An 18,603-nucleotide genomic window follows, 5' to 3' on the forward strand; every position below is an offset into this window, starting at 1 on the left:
GTACTCCTCTCTTTCAGTCTGTGAGACCCGGCCCAAGCCCGCGTAGCGGGCTGAGCGTGTTTTCGATCGGCGCCCTCGCACGGGTCAGACGCAAAGCGTTCAGCACCACTACCAGTGAACTGGCCGACATCCCTATGGCAGCGGCCCAGGGCGGCACCAGACCACACACCGCCAGGGGCAACGCCACGGCGTTGTAACCCAGTGCCCAGACCAGGTTCTGCCGCACAATCCGGCGGCATTGATAGGCCAGGGCAATAGATTGCGACAAGACCTGCAGGTTGCCCTGCAGCAAAATCGCATCGGCACGGGACTGCGCCAGATCGGCTGCGGACATCATCGCCACAGAGGCATCGGCACCAGACAGTACCGGCACATCGTTCAGGCCATCCCCCACCATCAGCACCCGCTCGCCCCGATGCTGCAGATGCTGCATATGGGCAAGTTTGTCTTCCGGCGATGCCCCGGCGCGGAAATTGTCGATACCCGCCTGCGCCGCCAGCCGCTGTACTTCGCCGGATTGATCGCCACTGAGCAACTCCACGGACAATCCGAGACTGTGCAGCTGTTGCACCGCCTCCCGGGCAGAGGCGCGCAACGCATCCCCCAGGGCAATCCAGGCAACGGGTCCGCTATCGTCGGCGAGCAGTATCCACTGTCCTACTGCCGCTGGCGGGGCAGCGTCTACCCCCGCTGCAAAGTCCCCGCGGCCCAGGCGGTAAGCCACCCCTTCAACCAGCCCCTCCAGCCCCCGGCCCGTATGCACCCTGACCTGGCTGGCAAGCCGGTTGCCGCGCCAGGCGCGAAAGGCGCGCGCCAGGGGATGGCGGGTCTGGGATTCCAGTGCCGCAGCCACTTCCTGCACCCGCTGTTCATCCCACCCGGTACGCAGTAGTTCAATCCGCTGGATGCGTGGCTCACCACGGGTCAGGGTGCCGGTTTTATCGAATACCACCCGGTTGATACGGGGCAGGGTTTCCAGTAGGTTGCCGCCGGCTACCAGCAGCCCCAATTGCTGCAGGCGCAGTGTGGCGGAAGCCAGTGCCGCCGGCGTCGCCAGCGACAGCGCGCAGGGACAGGTCACCACCAGCACCGACAGGGCTACCCAGAAGGCGCGGCTGGCATCCAATTGCCACCAGAGGACAAATGTTCCCAGAGCCGCGAGCAACACGATCCCGACAAAGGCACCGGCAACCCGGTCGGCCAGGGCCACCTGGCCGGGTTTTTCCAGCTGGGCGCGCTCCACCAGTCGCTCAATGGCCGACAATCTTGTGAACTTACCTGCTGCCGTTACCCGCACAATCAGGCTGGAGTCGCCGTTCACACTGCCGGCATACACCGGGCTACCCGCAGACTTCCGCTGCAGAGCCGACTCACCGCTGAGCAGGGATTCATCCACGCCGCTCTCCCCTTCCAGGACTTCGCCATCCGCGGGCACCGTATCGCCGGGGCGCAACAGAATCCGATCCCCCTCGGCCAGCGCGGCGATAGATACCGCCACGGCCTCATCTCCTTCATACCTGGCGACCGTGATCGGCAGCAACTGGGCCAGGCCGCCGCTGGCGAGCCCGGCCCTGTGGCGCGCCCGCATCTCCACGGTGCGGCCGAGCAGTAAAAAGAAGGTGAACATGGAAATGGACTCAAAATACACTTCGCCGGTGCCAGAGACCGTGGCATAGAAACTGGCCCCATAGGCCAGGCCAATGGCCAGGGAAACGGGCACATCCATCCCTAGGTGGCGTGCGCGCAAACTCCGCAGAGCTGCACTGAAAAACGGCTGCGCGGCATAGAAAACCACTGGCGTCGCCACCAGCAGGGATACCCAGCGGAAAAATCGCTCGAAATCACCTACATCACCCGTACCCGCACCAAAATAGAGGGCGATGGCGAACATCATGACCTGCATGGTGCCGAGCCCCGCGACCCCCAGGCGTCGCAGGGCGGCGCGGTGTTCGGCCTGGATCACATTGTCACGGTTGGCAGCGGTGGCGGGAGCCGGGCGATAGCCGATACGCTCAAGTGCAACAAATAACTGGCTGGGCTTGACCTGCGCGGGGTCAAATACGATCTGCGCACGGGAGGTACTGGCATTGACCGAAACCTTCTCAACCCCGGCCAGGTGTGCCAGGTGCTTTTCGATCAGCCATACGCAGGCAGCACAGGTTATACCTCCGACCAGTAGCGCCGCCATTTGGTGCGCACCGTCCCAGTCGTGCACAAACTGCTGCTGCACCTCGGGAAGATCATAGGCAGCCCATCGTGCCAGTGACTGGGCCTGTTCCGGGCGCTCGTTGACCCGCTCCCGGTAGCGATAGAATCCGTCCAGGCCGCCGGCAACAATCGCGCTCGCCACCGCCTCGCAGCCGGGGCAACACAGATCTCGGGCCTGCCTTTCGATAACGATTGAGTAGTGACTGCCGGCGGGCACCGGGAGTCCGCAGTGATAACAGGGCGGGGACGTCGTCATTGATGCGCCGGGTTCAGGGGCGCTGCCTCGCCCAGGTCAAAGTTGATCTCTCCCTTCAGGCGCCACTGGGCATCCCGGTGCTTCTGTGGGTCGAGCTCAGGCATCAGGCGCAGGTACCAGCGGCTGTTCAGTTCGGTGGGGACCGTGCCGGTATAGCGGCCGACAGAGAGCTGGGACAGGACAATATGCTGGTCCAGGTCTTCCTCCGCCGGGTGGCTGAGGGTGAGCAACAACTGCCCCGGATAGTCTGTGTTGCCGTTCAGTTCCACAATAACCGCCTGCGCCCCCCGCTGAAACTGCACCATGGCCGCAAGCCCCAGTGCCAGGGCGCGCTGGTCCTGCGCTCCGGAAAAGTGGTACATGCGGTTTTCTTTGTGGTAGGTGTCGCTGACCGTATCGTCGGCGTGGCGCACAGCGATGGAAACCGTGATGGAGGAAACAACCAGCACCGCAATCAGCGGGGCCAGCACCATCCAGGCCCAGAACTCTCGATACCAGGGTTTTGCCGTTGGTTCTTTCATCACGTTACCAGAAATTACCGTTTTGTGCAGCTGTGTCGGGCGCGCCGGAACGGGCCGGAGACGGCGGCGGGATTGTAGTCCCGCCTACTGCTTGGGACCAATAAATACCGTTCGATGCCTGTCGATCAGCTCCGGGGCATCGACGGCCTGCACCACGATTTCGATATCGTGTTTTCCGTCTTTCAGCTGCGCCCTGGGTACACTCACCCGGATCGGTACCGGAAAGATCTCTCCGGCCTCCAGAACGACCCTGCGCGGTTTGCGCACTGAGTAGTCATACCCGGATGCACCCTCCACACGGATAGTGAACTCATGCGCAGCCTGATCCATGTTGTTGATCTTAACGGTGTACACATTCTGTACCAATCCCCGGGATATGCGGTACATGCGCGCACCGCGATCGCGGATAACCTCCGCTTCAATGGGGCTGCGGGTGGCCACCTGCTGCGCGAACAGCCCGACCATTGCCAACAGGATGACCGCGTAGCCAAACAGACGAGGGCGCAAAAAGCGGGTTTTTCCGCTCTCCAGCTCATCCTCGGAGGTGAAGCGGATCAGGCCGCGATCGTAACCCATTTTGTCCATTACGCTATTACAGGCGTCAACACATAGACCACAGTTAATGCACTCATACTGCATGCCATCGCGAATATCGATGTCTACCGGGCATACCTGCACACACCAGTAGCAGTCGATGCAGTCCCCCATGCCCTCGGCTCTGTAATCCATAGTTTTCTTGCGCGGTCCGCGGGTTTCACCGCGCTTGGCATCGTAGTAAACCGCCAGGGTATCCTGGTCGTACATGACCGACTGGAAGCGCGCATAAGGGCACATGTACTTGCACACCTGTTCGCGCAGGAAGCCCGCATTCATATAGGTGGCGAAGGTGAAGAAAGCGACCCAGAAGACACCCTGGGGGTGGGCGTTTAACGTGGCGAGATCCACAACCAGGTCGCGAATGCCGTAAAAGTAGCCGACAAACGCCAGGGCCGTAGCCAGGGCAATCAGCAGCCAGATCCCGTGAGTCGCGCCCTTGCGCAGAATTTTCTCCAGGTGCCAGGGCGCCTTGTCCAGCTTTATGCGCTTGTTGCGGTCGCCCTCACAGATCCGTTCGGCCCACATGAACATCATGGTCCAGACCGTCTGCGGGCAGGTGAAGCCGCACCAGACCCGCCCCATCCAGGTTGTTACGGCAAACAGGGCGAAAGCGGCGATGATCAGCAGCCAAGCGAGCAGAAAGCCGTCCTGGGGACCAAATGTGGTCCAGAAAATATGAAACTGGCGGGTGGGGAGATCAAAAAAGACCGACTGGCGGCCGTCAATATTAATCCAGGGGAGAAAGAAAAAGGCCAGCAACAGCGGCAGGCCTGTGTACTTGCGAATCCGGGTATAAACACCACGGATATGGCGAATATAGATTTTGTCATCCGATTCATAGAGCATGCGGTAGCGGACTTCGCCATCGCCTTCCTGCTCTTCACGGGTGGGAATCAAGTCACTCACAAAAACCTCACTCTCACACGGGCACAGTCAGGCGCCATCTATGAGGTTGTGTCCCCGTCCCTGTAGCGCCCGGAGTGCTATAAAACAGGGCCCCATATCCGGGGCCCCGGTCTTATAGTTACTGCTGCTCTTCATCCTGACGAGACAGGCTGTAGACATAGGCCGCCACCAGGCGGATCTTGTCATCGCGCAGTTTGTCTCTCTGCGCGGGCATCATGTTGCTGCGACCACCGCGAATGGTGTGCTGGATCTGCTCACGGCTGCTGCCGTAAAGCCAGATATTATCGGTGAGATTCGGCGCACCCAGGGTCTGGTTGCCCTTCGCATCCAGCCCGTGGCAGGCCATACAGACAGTATTGAATACCTTCTGGCCCTCGGCGGCCATGGCGGCATCATGCTCGAGACCATTTAGGGAAAGTACATATTCGGTAGTGTTCTTCACCCCTTCCTCACCAATCACCGGTCCCTGCGGCGGCATCACACCCTGGCGGCCGTTGTACAGGGTTTCCAGGATTTTTTCCGGGGTGCCTCCATAGAGCCAGGCGTTGTCGGTCAGGTCCGGAAAGCCAAAGTTACCACCGCCATCGGCACCGTGGCACACGGCACAGTTGTTGGCGAAGATACGGGAACCCATCTTGAGGGCCTCACGGCTCTGGGCAATCTCCTCAATAGGCATATCCCGATACTTGCCAAACGTCTCGTCAAACTGTACCTGGGCCTTGGCCTCGGAGGCCTCCAGGGCACCTACGGAGGTCCAGTCAGCCAAACCCTTGAAGTTGCCCATACCCGGGTAGATCAGCAGGTAGGCGGCAGAAAACACCAGCGTGACGATAAACAGCATGAACCACCACTTGGGCAGGGGGTTATCGTACTCCTCAATGCCGTCGTATACATGGCCCGTGGTCTTGTTTTCCGGTAGCGCCTGGTCGTCAACCGCCACTTTTCGGTTGGCGAACAATACCCAGACAATCAGTGCCAGGTTGGTGAGGGTGAGTACAATTACCCACAAACTCCAGAATGTACTCATTGCTTGTTCTGCCCCTGTTTTCGTTCGGTCTCGGACCCCTGTTCGGATTTGGGTTCATCCTTCTGAGCAGCCGAGGCACTTTTGTCGTCCTGTTGCGCCTCATCGGCAAATGGCAACTTGGCGTCTTCCTCAAAGCGCTTTTTGCGTTTCGGTGAGAAGGCCCACCAGCAGATTGCCAGAAAAGCCAACGATCCCAGCACCAGCCCGATCTCGCGCAAAGTTTCTATGGTCATGAGTTTCCGTCCCCCGCAATTAACGTTTCTGGGTTACCAGGGTGCCCAACTGCTGCAGGTAGGCCACCAGGGCATCGATCTCTTTCACCTTGCCACCGGCGAAGGGCTTGGACGCATTGGCGATATCCTCATCGGTATAGGGCACACCAACCAGGCGCAGGGCCTCCATCTTGCGCGCGGCATACTCGCCGGTAACCACATTGTCGAACAGCCAGGGATAGGCCGGCATAATGGACTCAGGCACCACACTGCGCGGGTTGTACAGGTGCGCGCGCTGCCATTCGTCGGAGTAGCGGCCGCCCACCCGGGCCAGATCCGGCCCCGTGCGCTTGGAGCCCCACAGGAAGGGGTGCTCGTATACGGATTCCTGGGCCATGGAGTAGTGACCATAGCGCTCCACCTCGGCGCGCAGCGGGCGCACCATTTGGGTGTGGCACACGTGGCAGCCCTCGCGGATGTAGATATCACGGCCTTCCAGCTCCACCGCACTGAGTGGCTTCATACCCGGCAAGGGCGTGTAGTTAGCCTTGGTGTAAAACTGCGGAATAATCTCCACCAGGCCACCAAAACTGATGGCAATAATGATGAACAGGATCATCCAGCCGATGTTTTTCTCCACAATGTCATGATTCTTCACGAGCTGATCTCCTATGCCGCCGGCACTGCGTGAACGGTGTTATCGGAGTGGGCATCGTTCACCTTCTCCGTGATCGTGCGGTAGACGTTGTAGGCCATCAGCAGCATACCCAGCAGGAACATGGCACCGCCCAGCAGGCGCACGACATAACCGGGATGGCTGGCAACCACACTCTCAACGAAGCTGTAGGTCAAGGTGCCATCGACATTGAAGGCGCGCCACATCAGGCCCTGGGTAATACCATTGACCCACATCGCCGCGATGTAGAGCACCGTGCCCACCGTGGCCAGCCAGAAGTGCGCGTTGATCAGTTTCACGCTGAACATTTCCCTGCGCTTCCACAGCACTGGCACCAGGTGATACAGAGCGCCAATGGAGATCATGGCTACCCAACCCAGGGCGCCGGAATGCACATGGCCAATGGTCCAGTCCGTGTTGTGGGACAGGGCGTTGACGGTCTTGATCGACATCATCGGGCCCTCAAAGGTGGACATGCCGTAGAAGGACAGAGAGACCACCAGGAAGCGCAGGGTCGGATCGGTGCGCAGTTTGTGCCAGGCACCGGAGAGGGTCATGATGCCGTTGATCATACCGCCCCAGGAGGGTGCCAGCAGGATCAGGGACATCACCATGCCCAGGCTCTGGGCCCAATCGGGCAGCGCAGAGTAGTGCAAGTGGTGACCACCCGCCCATACATACAGGGAGATCAGGGCCCAGAAGTGCACGATAGACAGCTGGTAGGAGTAAATGGGCCGGCCCGCCTGCTTGGGCACGAAGTAGTACATGAGACCGAGGAAGGCTGCCGTCAGGAAGAAGCCAACCGCATTGTGGCCATACCACCACTGGATCATTGCGTCCTTGGTACCCGAGTAGATAGAGTAGGACTTGAAGGGCGCAACCGGAATCTCCAGGTTATTCACCACATAGAGCACGGCGACCGTGACGATGTAGGCACCAAAAAACCAGTTTGCCACGTAGATATGGGAGCTCCTGCGCCTCATGATGGTTCCGAAGAACACCAGCGCATAGGCAACCCAGACCAGGGTGACTAGGATATCGATGGGCCATTCCAGCTCGGCGTACTCCTTGGAGGTGGTAAAGCCCATGGGCAGGGTGATCGCCGCTGCCACAATCACGAGCTGCCAGCCCCAGAAAGTGAAGGGGATCAGCCAGCCGCCCCACAGGCGCACCTGGCAGGTGCGCTGCACCACGTAATAGGAGGTAGCAAACAGGACACTGCCGCCAAAGGCAAAAATCACCGCGTTGGTATGCAGTGGTCGCAAACGCCCGAAGTGGGAAAACGGCTGCCATAAATCATTGAGCTGGGGCCAGGCCAGTTGGGCTGCGATCAGAACGCCCACGCCCATTCCAACAATGCCCCAGACCACGGACATAATGGTGAACTGGCGCACGATGTTGTAATCATAGTCCGGCACCGGGCCGGTCTTTGCCACCGTTGTCGTCATGTTTGTACTTCCGTTGCTTTTTGAAATTCGGTTCCACTACCTGGGCCGGACCCACGGGAGATCTGTGCCAGTGATCCCTGGCGAATGCCGCCACGATTGACTGGAGGACGATTTAAGCGCAGCCGCCACCAGCCACAGCTGATCTAAATCAATTTTCTTCCCTTGTCGGCAGCAATACGCAGGCGCAGGGCATTCAACTGGATAAAACCCTCGGCGTCTCGCTGATCGTAGGCCCCGGCATCGTCCTCAAAGGTGGCGATGCGCCCATCGAAGAGGCTGTCTGCAGAGCGGCGCCCCGCCACACTCACACTGCCTTTGTACAGCTTGAGGCGCACCTCCCCGTTCACCACCTGCTGGGATTCATCGATCGCCGCCTGCAGCATACGGCGCTCCGGTGACCACCAGTAGCCGTTATAGATCAGTTCGGCATAGCGCGGCATCAGGGAATCTTTCATATGCGCCACTTCGCGATCCAGGGTAATAGATTCAATCGCCCGGTGAGCCTTCAGCAAGATAGTACCGCCGGGGGTTTCGTAACAGCCGCGGGACTTCATGCCGACGTAGCGGTTCTCCACAATGTCCAGACGACCAATGCCGTTGGCGCCGCCGAGCCTGTTGAGGGTTTCCAGCAGTAACGCGGGGCTCATGGTGTCACCGTCAAGCGCTACCGGATCACCCCGCTCGAAAGCGATGGTGGTATAGGTGGCCTGTTCCGGCGCCGTTTCCGGGCTCACGCTCCAGCGCCACATGTCCTCCTCTGCCTCCGCCCAGGGGTCTTCCAGTATGCCGCCCTCATAGGAAATATGCAGCAAGTTGGCATCCATGGAGTAAGGGGATTGTTTCTTACTGGAAGAGAAGTCCACGGGAATGTTGTGCTGCTCACAGTACAACATCAGTTTTTCCCGGGAATTCAAATCCCATTCGCGCCAGGGGGCGATGACCTGGATACCCGGTCTGAGCCCATAGGCGCCCAATTCAAAGCGCACCTGATCGTTACCCTTGCCAGTGGCGCCGTGGGCGATGGCGTCCGCGCCGGTCTCGTTGGCAATTTCAATCAGGCGCTTGGCAATCAGCGGGCGCGCAATGGCAGTGCCCAGCAGATACTCGCCCTCGTAAATGGCATTGGCGCGGAACATCGGGAAAACAAAGTCCCGCACATACTCCTCGCGCAGGTCATCGATGTAAATCTCCCTGACCCCCAATGCCTCAGCCTTGGCACGCGCGGGGGCCACTTCTTCGCCCTGACCGATATCGGCAGTGAAAGTCACCACCTCACAGCCATAGGTTTCCTGCAACCAGCGCACAATCACCGACGTATCCAGCCCGCCGGAATACGCCAGTACCACCTTGTCGATATTGCTCATTGTTATCCTCTGCTGGCCGAAAGCTGCCGTCACGGCAAAAGCTCACCGACACCCATCGCCCCTGTGCGAATGGATGTCAGTCTGGGGGGATTATTTTTGGAGGTATGCCCAGGATCGGTGTAGATGGGCACAACAATACCCATACTGATTCTCGGGGCGTGATTGTAGCGCCTCAGCCCGCAATCGACTAGCGCTATGGCGCGAGTCGACACAATTGGTTAACTTTTGATCATTTTGCGCATCGCAATTTTGTATCGCATCGGGTAGCATGCGCGCCGCACAACAATACACTACAGCGAAACGCAACACGGAGTACCATGGCGGAACAAATCACCCTTCGCGCCCCCGACGACTGGCATATTCACCTGCGCGACGGCACCGCCCTCAAACGCACCGTGGGCGATGCCGCCCGGCAATTCAGTCGCGTTATTGTGATGCCGAACCTGGTGCCGCCGGTGACCGATGCCAAGAGCGCTCTGGCCTACCGCGGGCGTATCTGCACCCAGATTCCCAGGGATTGCGCCTTTGAGCCCCTGATGGTGCTTTATCTGACCGACAAAACGGATACCGAAGTGATCCGCCAGGCCCGGTCTGCCGGTATCATCGCCGCCAAGCTGTACCCGGCCGGCGCCACCACCAACTCCGACTCCGGCGTAACGGATATCGTCAATATCTATCCCGCACTGGAAGAGATGCAGTCCTGCGGCATGAAGCTGCTGCTGCACGGGGAAGTCACCACCAGCGGAATCGATATTTTTGACCGCGAGCGAGTGTTTATCCAAAACACCCTGTCGCGACTTGTAGAGGATTTTCCCACCCTGAAAATAGTGCTTGAGCACATTACCACTGCCGAGGCGGCCGAGTTTGTGCAAGGTGCCCGGGCGGGGGTTGCGGCGACCATCACCGCACACCACATGCTGTACAACCGCAACGATCTGCTGGCAGGGGGCATCCGCCCGCACTTCTACTGCCTGCCGATTTTAAAACGCAGCACCCACCAGTCCGCCCTGATCGAAGCGGCCACCAGTGGCAACCCGAAGTTTTTCCTCGGCACTGACTCAGCCCCCCACGCGCACGGGCAAAAGGAAGCCAGCTGCGGCTGCGCAGGCTGCTACACCGCCTACGCCGCCATCGAGCTGTATGCGGAAGCCTTTGAACGGGCGCGCAAACTGGACAAGCTCGAAGGCTTCGCCAGCGAATTCGGCCCCGACTTTTACGGGCTGCCACGCAACAGGGGTACCATTACCCTGGCAAAGCGCCCCTGGACCCTGCCGAATAGCCTGGATATGGGTGGCGAGACCCTGATCCCGCTCGCCGCCGGTAAAACCCTGCAATGGCAGCTCGTATAATGTTGATCCCAGCCAATGCTTCAGGTGGCCTTCGCCCGCAGAGAATTCCCGTGGCAACAGCCCGGCCTCATTGAGATTGACAAGGATTCACAGTGACCCCAGCGGAACAATCGACAGAACCCAAGAGCCCCCTCGCACAGCGTTTTCGCGGTTTCCTGCCGGTGGTGATAGATCTGGAGACCGGTGGCTTCAATGCCCGCACCGATGCCCTGCTGGAGATTTCCGCGGTCCTCCTGGATATGCACGAGGACGGCAGGCTCTTCCCACTGGAATCCCACAGTTTCCACCTGGAGCCCTTTGCGGGTGCCAATGTGGAGCAGTCAGCCCTTGATTTTATTGGTATTGACCTCGAATCCCCGGAGCGGGCAGCCTGCCCGGAGGAGATCGCCCTGCCGGAGCTGTTCCGCAAAGTCCGCAGCGCGGTTAAAAAGCACAGCTGTACCCGCGCCATCATGGTTGCCCACAACGCCCACTTTGACCTCGGTTTTGTCAATGCGGCGGTGGAGCGCTGTGCAATCAAGCGCAACCCCTTCCATCCCTTCTCCTGCTTCGACACCGCCAGTCTCGCCGGCCTTGCCTATGGCCAGACCGTACTGGCCAAGGCCTGCCAGGTCGCCGGTATTGCATTCGACAATACCTGCGCACACTCCGCCGAGTACGATGCAGAGAAAACCGCCGCCCTGTTCTGCACGATTGTGAACAAATGGCGGGCACTGGGCGGCTGGCCTCTACCCGCTGTGGAACCGATTGAGCCGGAGGCGGAATAAACCAGCTGCCGGCGTGACAGCCCCGCCGCTGCCACCTGTGATAGCCACCCTATGCGTACACCTTAGGCAGTTGGGTGATTTTTTGTGCAAACTTCTGTATGATGTTCGACTTGACTATCCAACCGGACAGGTATCGTGGCCAAAAAAGCATCATCCTCTTCAAGGCGCAAACAATCCACCTCCCTTGAGACCAGCGAGAGTATTGAAGCTCAGGTGCAGGCCTTCCTGGAAAAAGGCGGTGAGATTCAGCAGGTGCCCAAGGGGGTGAGCGGCCAGACCAATACTGCTGGACCAAAACATATCACGCTCGGCAAAAAACCCCGCAACTAACCGCGACCGCCCATCCAGGGTCAGGACCAGACACAAAAAACGGCTCCGGCCGCCCCAGGCGAGGCGCGCCCGGAGCCGCGTTTTCGGGCATTTTTGCATCCGTCTCCAATCAGGGCATTTCTTCCAGCTCCGCCCCTTCTTTCACCGGTGGCATCAGGTCTTCCTTGGAAATTTTCAATCCCATCAGCACGTTTGCAGCCACATACACCGAGGAGTAGGTACCCACGATCACCCCGACAATCAGGGCCAGGGAGAAATTGTGAATCAGCTCCCCGCCAAAGAACTGCAGCGCCCAGAGCACCAGCAGAGTAGTGAAGGAGGTCATGAAGGTACGGCCCAGGGTCTGGCTGATGGAGATATTAATAATCTCCTCGGGCTCCGCCTTGCGCACCTTGCGGAAGTTCTCGCGAATGCGGTCAGACACCACGATGGTATCGTTGAGGGAATAACCGATCACTGCCAGCACCGCCGCCAGAACGGTTAAATCGAAGTCCAGCCCCAACAGCGCAAAGAAACCCAGCACAACAATGACATCGTGACCGAGTGCCGCAACCGCGCCGATAGAGAACTTGTACTGAAAGCGCAGGGCCACGTACATCATGACCAAAGCCAGTGCCACCAGCATACCCAGGCCACCGTCGTCGCGCAGTTCCGCACCCACCTGCGGCCCGACAACCTCCACGCGACGCAGGGTCACACTGCCGTCGCTGGCGGCCCGCAGCACTGCCACCACCTTGTCGCCGATCGGCGTTACCGTCTCCTGCTCGGTGGCACTGATCTGGGTCTCCTCTTCGGCCACCTCTGGCGGCAGCTTGATCAGCAGCTCGTTTTCGGAGCCGTAGTTGACCACTGTTGCGCCCTCAAAGCCGGCATCATCCAGCTGTGTGCGCACATCGTTGATCAAGGGGGTGACCTCATAGCCCACCTCAACCTGGGTGCCCCCCGTAAAGTCCAGGCCGAACCTCAGGCCCTTGGCCGCCAGCACACCAATGGATGCCAGCAACAGAGCGATGGAGATCGCCGCAGCCACCCTGCGCCAGCGCATGAAGTCGTACACGCGCTTGCCCATGTACTCGGTGATCTTGCCGTTTTCCACTTTGGTCTCACTCATGGCCAGCCCCTTAAATCCAGAGTTTCCGTACACGGCGACCGCCGTAGAACAAGTTGATAATGGCCCGCGTCCCCATAATGGCACTGAACATAGAGGTGAGAATGCCGATAGACAGGGTGACCGCGAAGCCCTGTACCGGGCCTGAGCCAATTGCGTAAAGGATCAACGCCACAATCAGCGTGGTGATATTGGCATCGACAATGGTGCTGTAGGCGTTGTCAAAACCGGCGGTAATCGCCGATTGCGGCGGCATGCCATTTCTGAGTTCCTCCCGTATCCGCGAGAAGATCAGCACGTTGGCATCTACCGCCATACCCACGGTGAGTACGATACCGGCGATTCCCGGCAGTGTGAGGGTGGCGCCGAGAAGCGACATCACCGCCACCAGCAGGACCATGTTGACCGACAGGGCGATAGTGGCCGCCAGGCCAAACACCCGGTAGGAAATCAGCATGCAGATAATCACCGCCAGCAGACCGATCTGTACCGACTGTACGCCAACCTTGATATTGTCGGCCCCCAGTGACGGCCCTATGACACGCTCTTCCACAAAATACATGGGCGCAGCCAGGGCACCGGCACGCAGCAGCAGGGCCAGCTCCTGGGCTTCCGCCGGACTGTCCAGACCGGTGATGCGAAACTGCTTGCCCAGCGCACTCTGTACCGTGGCCAGGCTGATAATTTTCTTGTCTTCGGTCTTGATCTGCTCTGTGACTTCGTTGCCCTGGGCATCAGTCCGGGTCTGTGGGGTAAAGCGGGTCTCGATAAACAGGGTGCCCATACGGCGGCCCACATTCTTCCAGGTGGCGCGGTGCATCAGCTCGCCGCCGCGGGAATCGAGGGTGATATTCACCTGGGGGAAGCCGCTCTCGTCGTAACCCACGCGAGCATTGGTGACACTGTCACCTTTGATAATAATCTTGCGCTCAAGCCAGGCGCCCCCATACATTTGGCGCTGCTGCTCGCTGCGGTACTCAAAGTATTCTTTATTAGTCACCAGTTCGTCGGGGCGGGCCTCCATTCGGTATTCCAGGTTGGCCGTCTTGCCGATAATGCGCTTGGCCTCTGCGGTATCCTGAACACCGGGCAACTCCACCACAATGCGGTTGCGCCCCTGGCGCTGGACGATGGGCTCGGCTACCCCCAGTTCGTTAACCCGGTTGCGCAGGGTGGTGAGGTTCTGGGTAACCGCGTAGTCTTCCAACTGCTTGATTTCCTGCTCAGACAACACAGCGCGTATTTCCAGGTTCTCACCGCTGCCGGATTCGCGCAGCTGGAGTTGCGGGAACTCCTTGCGCAGCGTGGAAAGTGCCAGGCTGCGCAACTCCTCGCTGCGAAAGCGCGCCACAATCTCGCGATCGTCAATCAGATCAACGCTGCGGTAACGGGCCTTGGCCGCGCGCAGTTTGGTCTTCACCTCCTGGACATAACTTTCCATATTGGTTTTGACGATGGTATTGGTGTCCACCTCCATCAGGAAGTGCACACCACCGGCCAGGTCCAGCCCCAGCTTCATTGGGCTGGCCCCGATTCCACTCAACCATTCGGGGGTGGTTGAGGCCAGGTTCAATGCCACCACGTAATCGTTGTGGCCCAGCGCCTCCTGAATCGCCCGCTTGGCCGGCAGCTGTGCCTCCATGGAATTCAGGCGAACCAGAACCGCCCTATCGCCCACTTCAGCACCAAAATATTCGATGCCCGCCGTATCCAGGGCCTTTTCCACCTGTTCCAGCACCTCTGGACCAATGGTCATGGCGCTGGACTGCCCGGAGATCTGTACTGCCGGGTCCGGCTTGTAGAGATTGGGCGCGGCATAGACCAGGCCAAAGGCCACAACCGCGAGAATCAGAAAGTACTTCCAGATCGGGTAGCGATTCATACTGTTCTCATTGTTTTACTGTGACCTCTAGGGCCGGTAAATCATGGCAATCTGCCTGGATATGCGGGCGCTGTGACCGGATTGCAAGAGACACGGCCCCCGGAACAAGTGGTGGCCGATTATACGGGGATCGGGTGACCGGACAAATCGCAGGGACACAGCTGCGCGGCGCGCAGTGCCGCAGACAGCAAAACAGTGCCACGCCTCAAGCGCGCAGGGGCGGTACCTCGCGATCCAGGCGATGGTAAAACTCCGCGACAAAAGCCCCCAGGGTATTGGCGGCGATAGCCTCGCGCAGCTTTTGCATCAGGCGCTGGTAATGACGCAGATTGTGTATGGTGTTGAGCTGCGCCCCCAGCATCTCACCACAGCGGTCCAGGTGGTGTAAATAGGCGCGGGAGAAGTGCGCACAGGTGTAGCAGTCGCACTCCTCTTCCACCGGCGCGCTGTCATAGCGGTGTTTGGCATTGCGGATTTTCACCACGCCATCTGCGGTAAACAGGTGGCCATTGCGCCCGTTGCGGGTAGGCATCACACAATCGAACATGTCGACACCGCGGCGTACCGCCTCGACAATATCCTCCGGCTTGCCCACACCCATCAGGTAGCGGGGCCTGTCTGCCGGCATGTTGTGCACCAGGTGATCCAGCACCTTGATCATCTCCGCTTTCGGCTCGCCCACGGACAAACCGCCGATGGCATAGCCATCAAAACCAATCCCGGTCAGCCCCCGCAGGGAAACGTCGCGCAGCTCCGGGTACATCCCCCCCTGCACAATGCCGAACAGGGCCGCAGGGTTTTCACCGTGGGCCTGCCTGGAGCGTTCCGCCCAGCGCAGGGACAGCTCCATGGACGTGCGCGCCTGCTCGGGGCTGGCGGGATACGGCGTACACTCGTCGAAGATCATCACGATATCAGAGCCCAGGTCCCGCTGGACCCGCATGGACTCCTCGGGGGTGAGAAACACCGGGCTCCCATCAATGGGGGAGCGGAAGGACACCCCCGCCTCAGAAATTTTTCGCAGCGCACCCAGACTGAAGACCTGGAAACCGCCGGAATCCGTAAGGATGGGGCCCGGCCACTGGATAAACTCATGCAGGCCCCCCTGGCTCTTCACCACTTCGGTACCCGGGCGCAGCATCAGATGAAAGGTATTGCCCAAAATAATCTGCGCACCAATGGCCTGGATATCCCGTGGCAACATGCCTTTTACCGTACCGTAGGTCCCCACCGGCATAAACGCCGGTGTCTCCACCACCCCGCGGGGAAATCGCAGGCGGCCGCGCCGGGCCTTGCCATCGGCGGTGTCCCGCTCAAACTGCATGAAACATTCCCGGCTCACGGGGTATCTCCTGTTACGGGCGCCACGGTTTCGCCACGGGCATTGGGATTGCGAGAGATCAACATGGCATCGCCGTAGCTAAAGAAACGGTAGCCCTCAGCTACCGCTGCGCGGTAGGCCGCCATGGTGTGCCGGTAACCGGCAAAGGCGCACACCAGCATCAGCAGGGTGGATTCCGGCAGGTGGAAATTCGTGACCAGTTTATCCACCACACGAAACTCGTAACCGGGATAGATAAAGATATCGGTCTCCCCCACCATCGCGGTCAGTTCACCACAGCGCGCTGCACTTTCCAGGGCCCGCACACTGGTGGTGCCCACGGCGATCACACTACCATCGCGCGCGCGGCAGCGGGCCACGGCCTCCACCACACGCTCCGGCACATGCAGCACCTCACTGTGCATCTGGTGTTCGCGGATATTGTCCACACGCACCGGCTGGAAGGTACCCGCCCCGACATGCAGGGTAACGAAGGCAATCTCCACCCCCTTGTCACGCAGGGCACCGATCAGGGCTTCATCAAAGTGCAGCCCCGCTGTGGGTGCGGCAACCGCGCCGGCATGGCGGCTGTACACGGTCTGGTAACGCTCGCGATCACGGGCATCGTCCTCCCGGTCAATATAGGGCGGCAGCGGCATATGCCCGAGGCGCTCCAGCACCCCCAACACCCCCTCTTCTGCGGGAAACGCCAGCTCAAACAGGGCTCCGCAGCGCCCCGCCACCTCAATGCGTGTACCGTCATCCAGCAGGATACCGGTGCCCGGCCTGGGGGACTTGCTGGCGCGCACATGGGCCTGGGCTTGCCCCCGATTGAGCACCCGCTCAACCAGGATCTCCAGCTTGCCGCCGGTTTCCTTGCGTGCAAACAAGCGCGCCGGGATCACCCGGGTATCGTTGAAGACCACAAGGTCACCGGCGTTTACCTGCTGGAGGATATCCGGAAACCGGCGATGTGCAATCGTCCCCTTAGGGCCATCAAGGCAAAGAAGGCGACTTCCACGACGCGCCTGGGTCGGCACGCGGGCAATCAGCGTATCGGGCAGGTGAAAATCGAAATCCTGACGCTGCATGGAATCCTGGAAAAAAGCATCTGTGAAGTGGTCGCGAAGGTTATAGGAAATTTTAGGCCCTGTTAACTGGCGCGACAGAAAAGCGCCTAAGTGATTGAATTTACTGATTGACCCCGCCCTGCCCGTTGCTATAATCACGCCCGCCCTGGCAGCCGACAGCTGCAAGGCGCCTGTGCCAGAGTGGTGAAATTGGTAGACACAGGGGATTCAAAATAAGCAAGCGATTTTGCATCCCAGCCACAAATTAGTAGACTTGCAAGCAATGCCAGAGTGATGAAATTGGTAGACATGAGGGATTCAAAATCCCTTGCCCTCGCGGGCGTGTCGGTTCGAGTCCGACCTCTGGTACCATCTCCCCCTTCCTTAGATCCAAAAGATTTTTTTGACCACTTTTAGCATCTAAAATGCTTGGGATGCAATTGGGATGCATATGTAGGTATCTTCCAGGTACACTTAGTAACCAACCCCACTAAGGCAACCCCAATGAGAAACGTGGTCTACCTAGCAACCAGCCTTGATGGATATATAGCTGACAAGAATGGGGGCGTAGACTGGCTGCATTCGATCCCTAACCCTGATCAGTCAGATTTTGGCTTCTCTGACTTCATCGCTGAGATGGATGCATTGGTAATGGGACGAAATACCTTTGAGACTGTATGTGCCTTTCCTGGCCCGTGGCCATATTCCAGTCTTTGTATTGAGCAACAGTATGGGGGGCATCCCTGAGGGTCACAAAGACCATGCTGAAGTGATCTCAGGGTCGCCAAGTGAAGTAGTCCAGCAATTAAACGCCAGAGGCTACCAGAATCTGTATATTGATGGTGGAAAGACTGTTCAAGGCTTTCTTGCAGCAAATTTAATCGATGAAATGATTATCAGCCGTCTTCCGGTGATATTGGGTGGTGGTGTTCCACTTTTCGCCGACCTTGAACAAGCCCAGTGGTTTGAGCACTCGAAGACCGAAATACTACTCGGTGAGCTGGTCAAGCCTCATTACAAAAAGAAGGGTTAATTCGCTCTTAGTTCGACAGGTTGTTTGAGAGCTTATAGCTATTGCGTATGTCGGTTTCAAGAATCCCGGCAGAATGGAGGTCACGAAGTACGGCCCTGATCTGATCCAGATTTAGTCCATAACTAGCATTCTTGATGGTGCGTAATACGGGTGGAATCTTACCGCTCAAAATGTCAGACGTTAGCTTAACCAACTTCAATCTATATTCTTGATCAACAGCCTGAGTCTCATCTGGCTGTGAATCAGGCTCAATCGAGTTATCTGCTGAAATACCGCCTCTAGTCTTCTCAGCGCCCGCTAAACTGATCATACCCAAGGTACTGACTTCAAGCAGCAGTGCCAAAACGGCATAGCCGAATGTTCTCACGGTATCCAGGCTAACATTTAGCGCCCCACTAATGGCGGAAAACAGTCTGGTGGTTTCTATTTCACTTTCCGCAGCAATTATTCCGACCTTTGAAAACGCAGCTTTCTTTTCTTTGAGATCTATCTGTAAACTAGCTATCTTGATCGCACTTGCTTGGGCTT

17 protein-coding genes and 1 tRNA gene are annotated in these 18,603 nt (G+C 58.8%); 5 read left to right on the forward strand and 13 right to left on the reverse strand.

Features of this window, described 5'->3' with window-relative positions; all coding sequences use genetic code 11:
* Positions 1-13: 13 nt before the first annotated feature.
* From Q5Y71_RS11745 to Q5Y71_RS11780, 8 genes are all read right to left on the reverse strand, one after another.
* Complete coding sequence (locus tag Q5Y71_RS11745; RefSeq protein ID WP_306042335.1) at positions 14-2,464, reverse strand: heavy metal translocating P-type ATPase; 2,451 nt, start codon at positions 2,462-2,464, stop codon at positions 14-16.
* Positions 2,461-2,985 (reverse strand): FixH family protein, encoded by a 525-nt coding sequence (locus tag Q5Y71_RS11750; RefSeq protein WP_306042336.1) that lies wholly within the window; start codon positions 2,983-2,985, stop codon positions 2,461-2,463. The genes Q5Y71_RS11745 and Q5Y71_RS11750 overlap by 4 nt, the downstream gene beginning before the upstream one ends.
* Before the next feature lie 84 nt (positions 2,986-3,069).
* Positions 3,070-4,488 carry a cytochrome c oxidase accessory protein CcoG gene (gene ccoG / locus Q5Y71_RS11755; protein WP_306042337.1) on the reverse strand — a complete coding sequence of 473 codons (1,419 nt, stop codon included), beginning with the start codon at positions 4,486-4,488 and terminating at the stop codon, positions 3,070-3,072.
* Between the two features lie 118 nt (positions 4,489-4,606).
* Complete coding sequence (gene ccoP, locus Q5Y71_RS11760) at positions 4,607-5,515, reverse strand: cytochrome-c oxidase, cbb3-type subunit III (protein ID WP_306042338.1); 909 nt, start codon at positions 5,513-5,515, stop codon at positions 4,607-4,609.
* Positions 5,512-5,748, reverse strand: coding sequence for a cbb3-type cytochrome c oxidase subunit 3 (locus Q5Y71_RS11765; RefSeq protein WP_306042339.1), 237 nt, complete (start codon positions 5,746-5,748; stop codon positions 5,512-5,514). The genes ccoP and Q5Y71_RS11765 overlap by 4 nt, the downstream gene beginning before the upstream one ends.
* Before the next feature lie 19 nt (positions 5,749-5,767).
* Positions 5,768-6,385: a cytochrome-c oxidase, cbb3-type subunit II gene (ccoO, locus tag Q5Y71_RS11770; protein WP_301416826.1), complete on the reverse strand. Its 618-nt coding sequence runs from the start codon at positions 6,383-6,385 to the stop codon at positions 5,768-5,770.
* A gap of 11 nt (positions 6,386-6,396) precedes the next feature.
* Positions 6,397-7,851 carry a cytochrome-c oxidase, cbb3-type subunit I gene (gene ccoN, locus Q5Y71_RS11775; protein ID WP_306042340.1) on the reverse strand — a complete coding sequence of 485 codons (1,455 nt, stop codon included), beginning with the start codon at positions 7,849-7,851 and terminating at the stop codon, positions 6,397-6,399.
* A gap of 143 nt (positions 7,852-7,994) precedes the next feature.
* The gene (locus Q5Y71_RS11780; RefSeq protein ID WP_306042341.1) at positions 7,995-9,215 is read right to left on the reverse strand and encodes an argininosuccinate synthase; all 1,221 of its coding nucleotides are present in this window, start codon (positions 9,213-9,215) and stop codon (positions 7,995-7,997) included.
* Positions 9,216-9,532: 317 nt separating this feature from the next.
* Here Q5Y71_RS11780 and pyrC point away from each other — a divergent pair, with 317 nt between their 5' ends.
* From pyrC to Q5Y71_RS11795, 3 genes are all read left to right on the forward strand, one after another.
* Entirely contained in the window at positions 9,533-10,564 is a 1,032-nt protein-coding gene (pyrC, locus tag Q5Y71_RS11785; protein ID WP_306042342.1) for a dihydroorotase, read from the forward strand.
* Between the two features lie 92 nt (positions 10,565-10,656).
* Complete coding sequence (gene rnt / locus Q5Y71_RS11790) at positions 10,657-11,331, forward strand: ribonuclease T (RefSeq protein ID WP_306042343.1); 675 nt, start codon at positions 10,657-10,659, stop codon at positions 11,329-11,331.
* Between the two features lie 135 nt (positions 11,332-11,466).
* Positions 11,467-11,661: a hypothetical protein gene (locus Q5Y71_RS11795; RefSeq protein WP_306042344.1), complete on the forward strand. Its 195-nt coding sequence runs from the start codon at positions 11,467-11,469 to the stop codon at positions 11,659-11,661.
* 109 nt (positions 11,662-11,770) lie between these two features.
* On the opposite strand, the gene secF is transcribed toward Q5Y71_RS11795, so the two are convergent.
* From secF to queA, 4 genes are all read right to left on the reverse strand, one after another.
* The gene (gene secF / locus Q5Y71_RS11800; protein WP_306042345.1) at positions 11,771-12,772 is read right to left on the reverse strand and encodes a protein translocase subunit SecF; all 1,002 of its coding nucleotides are present in this window, start codon (positions 12,770-12,772) and stop codon (positions 11,771-11,773) included.
* Positions 12,773-12,782: 10 nt separating this feature from the next.
* Positions 12,783-14,651 (reverse strand): protein translocase subunit SecD, encoded by a 1,869-nt coding sequence (gene secD, locus Q5Y71_RS11805; protein ID WP_306042347.1) that lies wholly within the window; start codon positions 14,649-14,651, stop codon positions 12,783-12,785.
* Positions 14,652-14,856: 205 nt separating this feature from the next.
* Complete coding sequence (tgt, locus tag Q5Y71_RS11810) at positions 14,857-15,993, reverse strand: tRNA guanosine(34) transglycosylase Tgt (protein WP_371877035.1); 1,137 nt, start codon at positions 15,991-15,993, stop codon at positions 14,857-14,859.
* Positions 15,990-17,063, reverse strand: coding sequence for a tRNA preQ1(34) S-adenosylmethionine ribosyltransferase-isomerase QueA (queA, locus tag Q5Y71_RS11815; protein ID WP_306042348.1), 1,074 nt, complete (start codon positions 17,061-17,063; stop codon positions 15,990-15,992). The genes tgt and queA overlap by 4 nt, the downstream gene beginning before the upstream one ends.
* A 264-nt stretch (positions 17,064-17,327) precedes the next feature.
* On the opposite strand from queA, the gene Q5Y71_RS11820 reads away from it, so the two are divergent.
* Positions 17,328-17,414, forward strand: a tRNA-Leu gene (locus Q5Y71_RS11820).
* Positions 17,415-17,721: 307 nt separating this feature from the next.
* Entirely contained in the window at positions 17,722-18,075 is a 354-nt protein-coding gene (locus Q5Y71_RS11825; RefSeq protein WP_306042349.1) for a dihydrofolate reductase family protein, read from the forward strand.
* A 7-nt stretch (positions 18,076-18,082) separates the two neighbouring features.
* Here Q5Y71_RS11825 and Q5Y71_RS11830 read toward each other — a convergent pair.
* Positions 18,083-18,603, reverse strand: a 521-nt coding sequence (locus Q5Y71_RS11830) for a hypothetical protein (RefSeq protein WP_306042350.1), incomplete at its 5' end; no start/stop codon positions are given.

It is taken from the genome of Microbulbifer sp. 2205BS26-8 (assembly GCF_030731025.1).
Classification (GTDB): domain Bacteria; phylum Pseudomonadota; class Gammaproteobacteria; order Pseudomonadales; family Cellvibrionaceae; genus Microbulbifer; species Microbulbifer spongiae.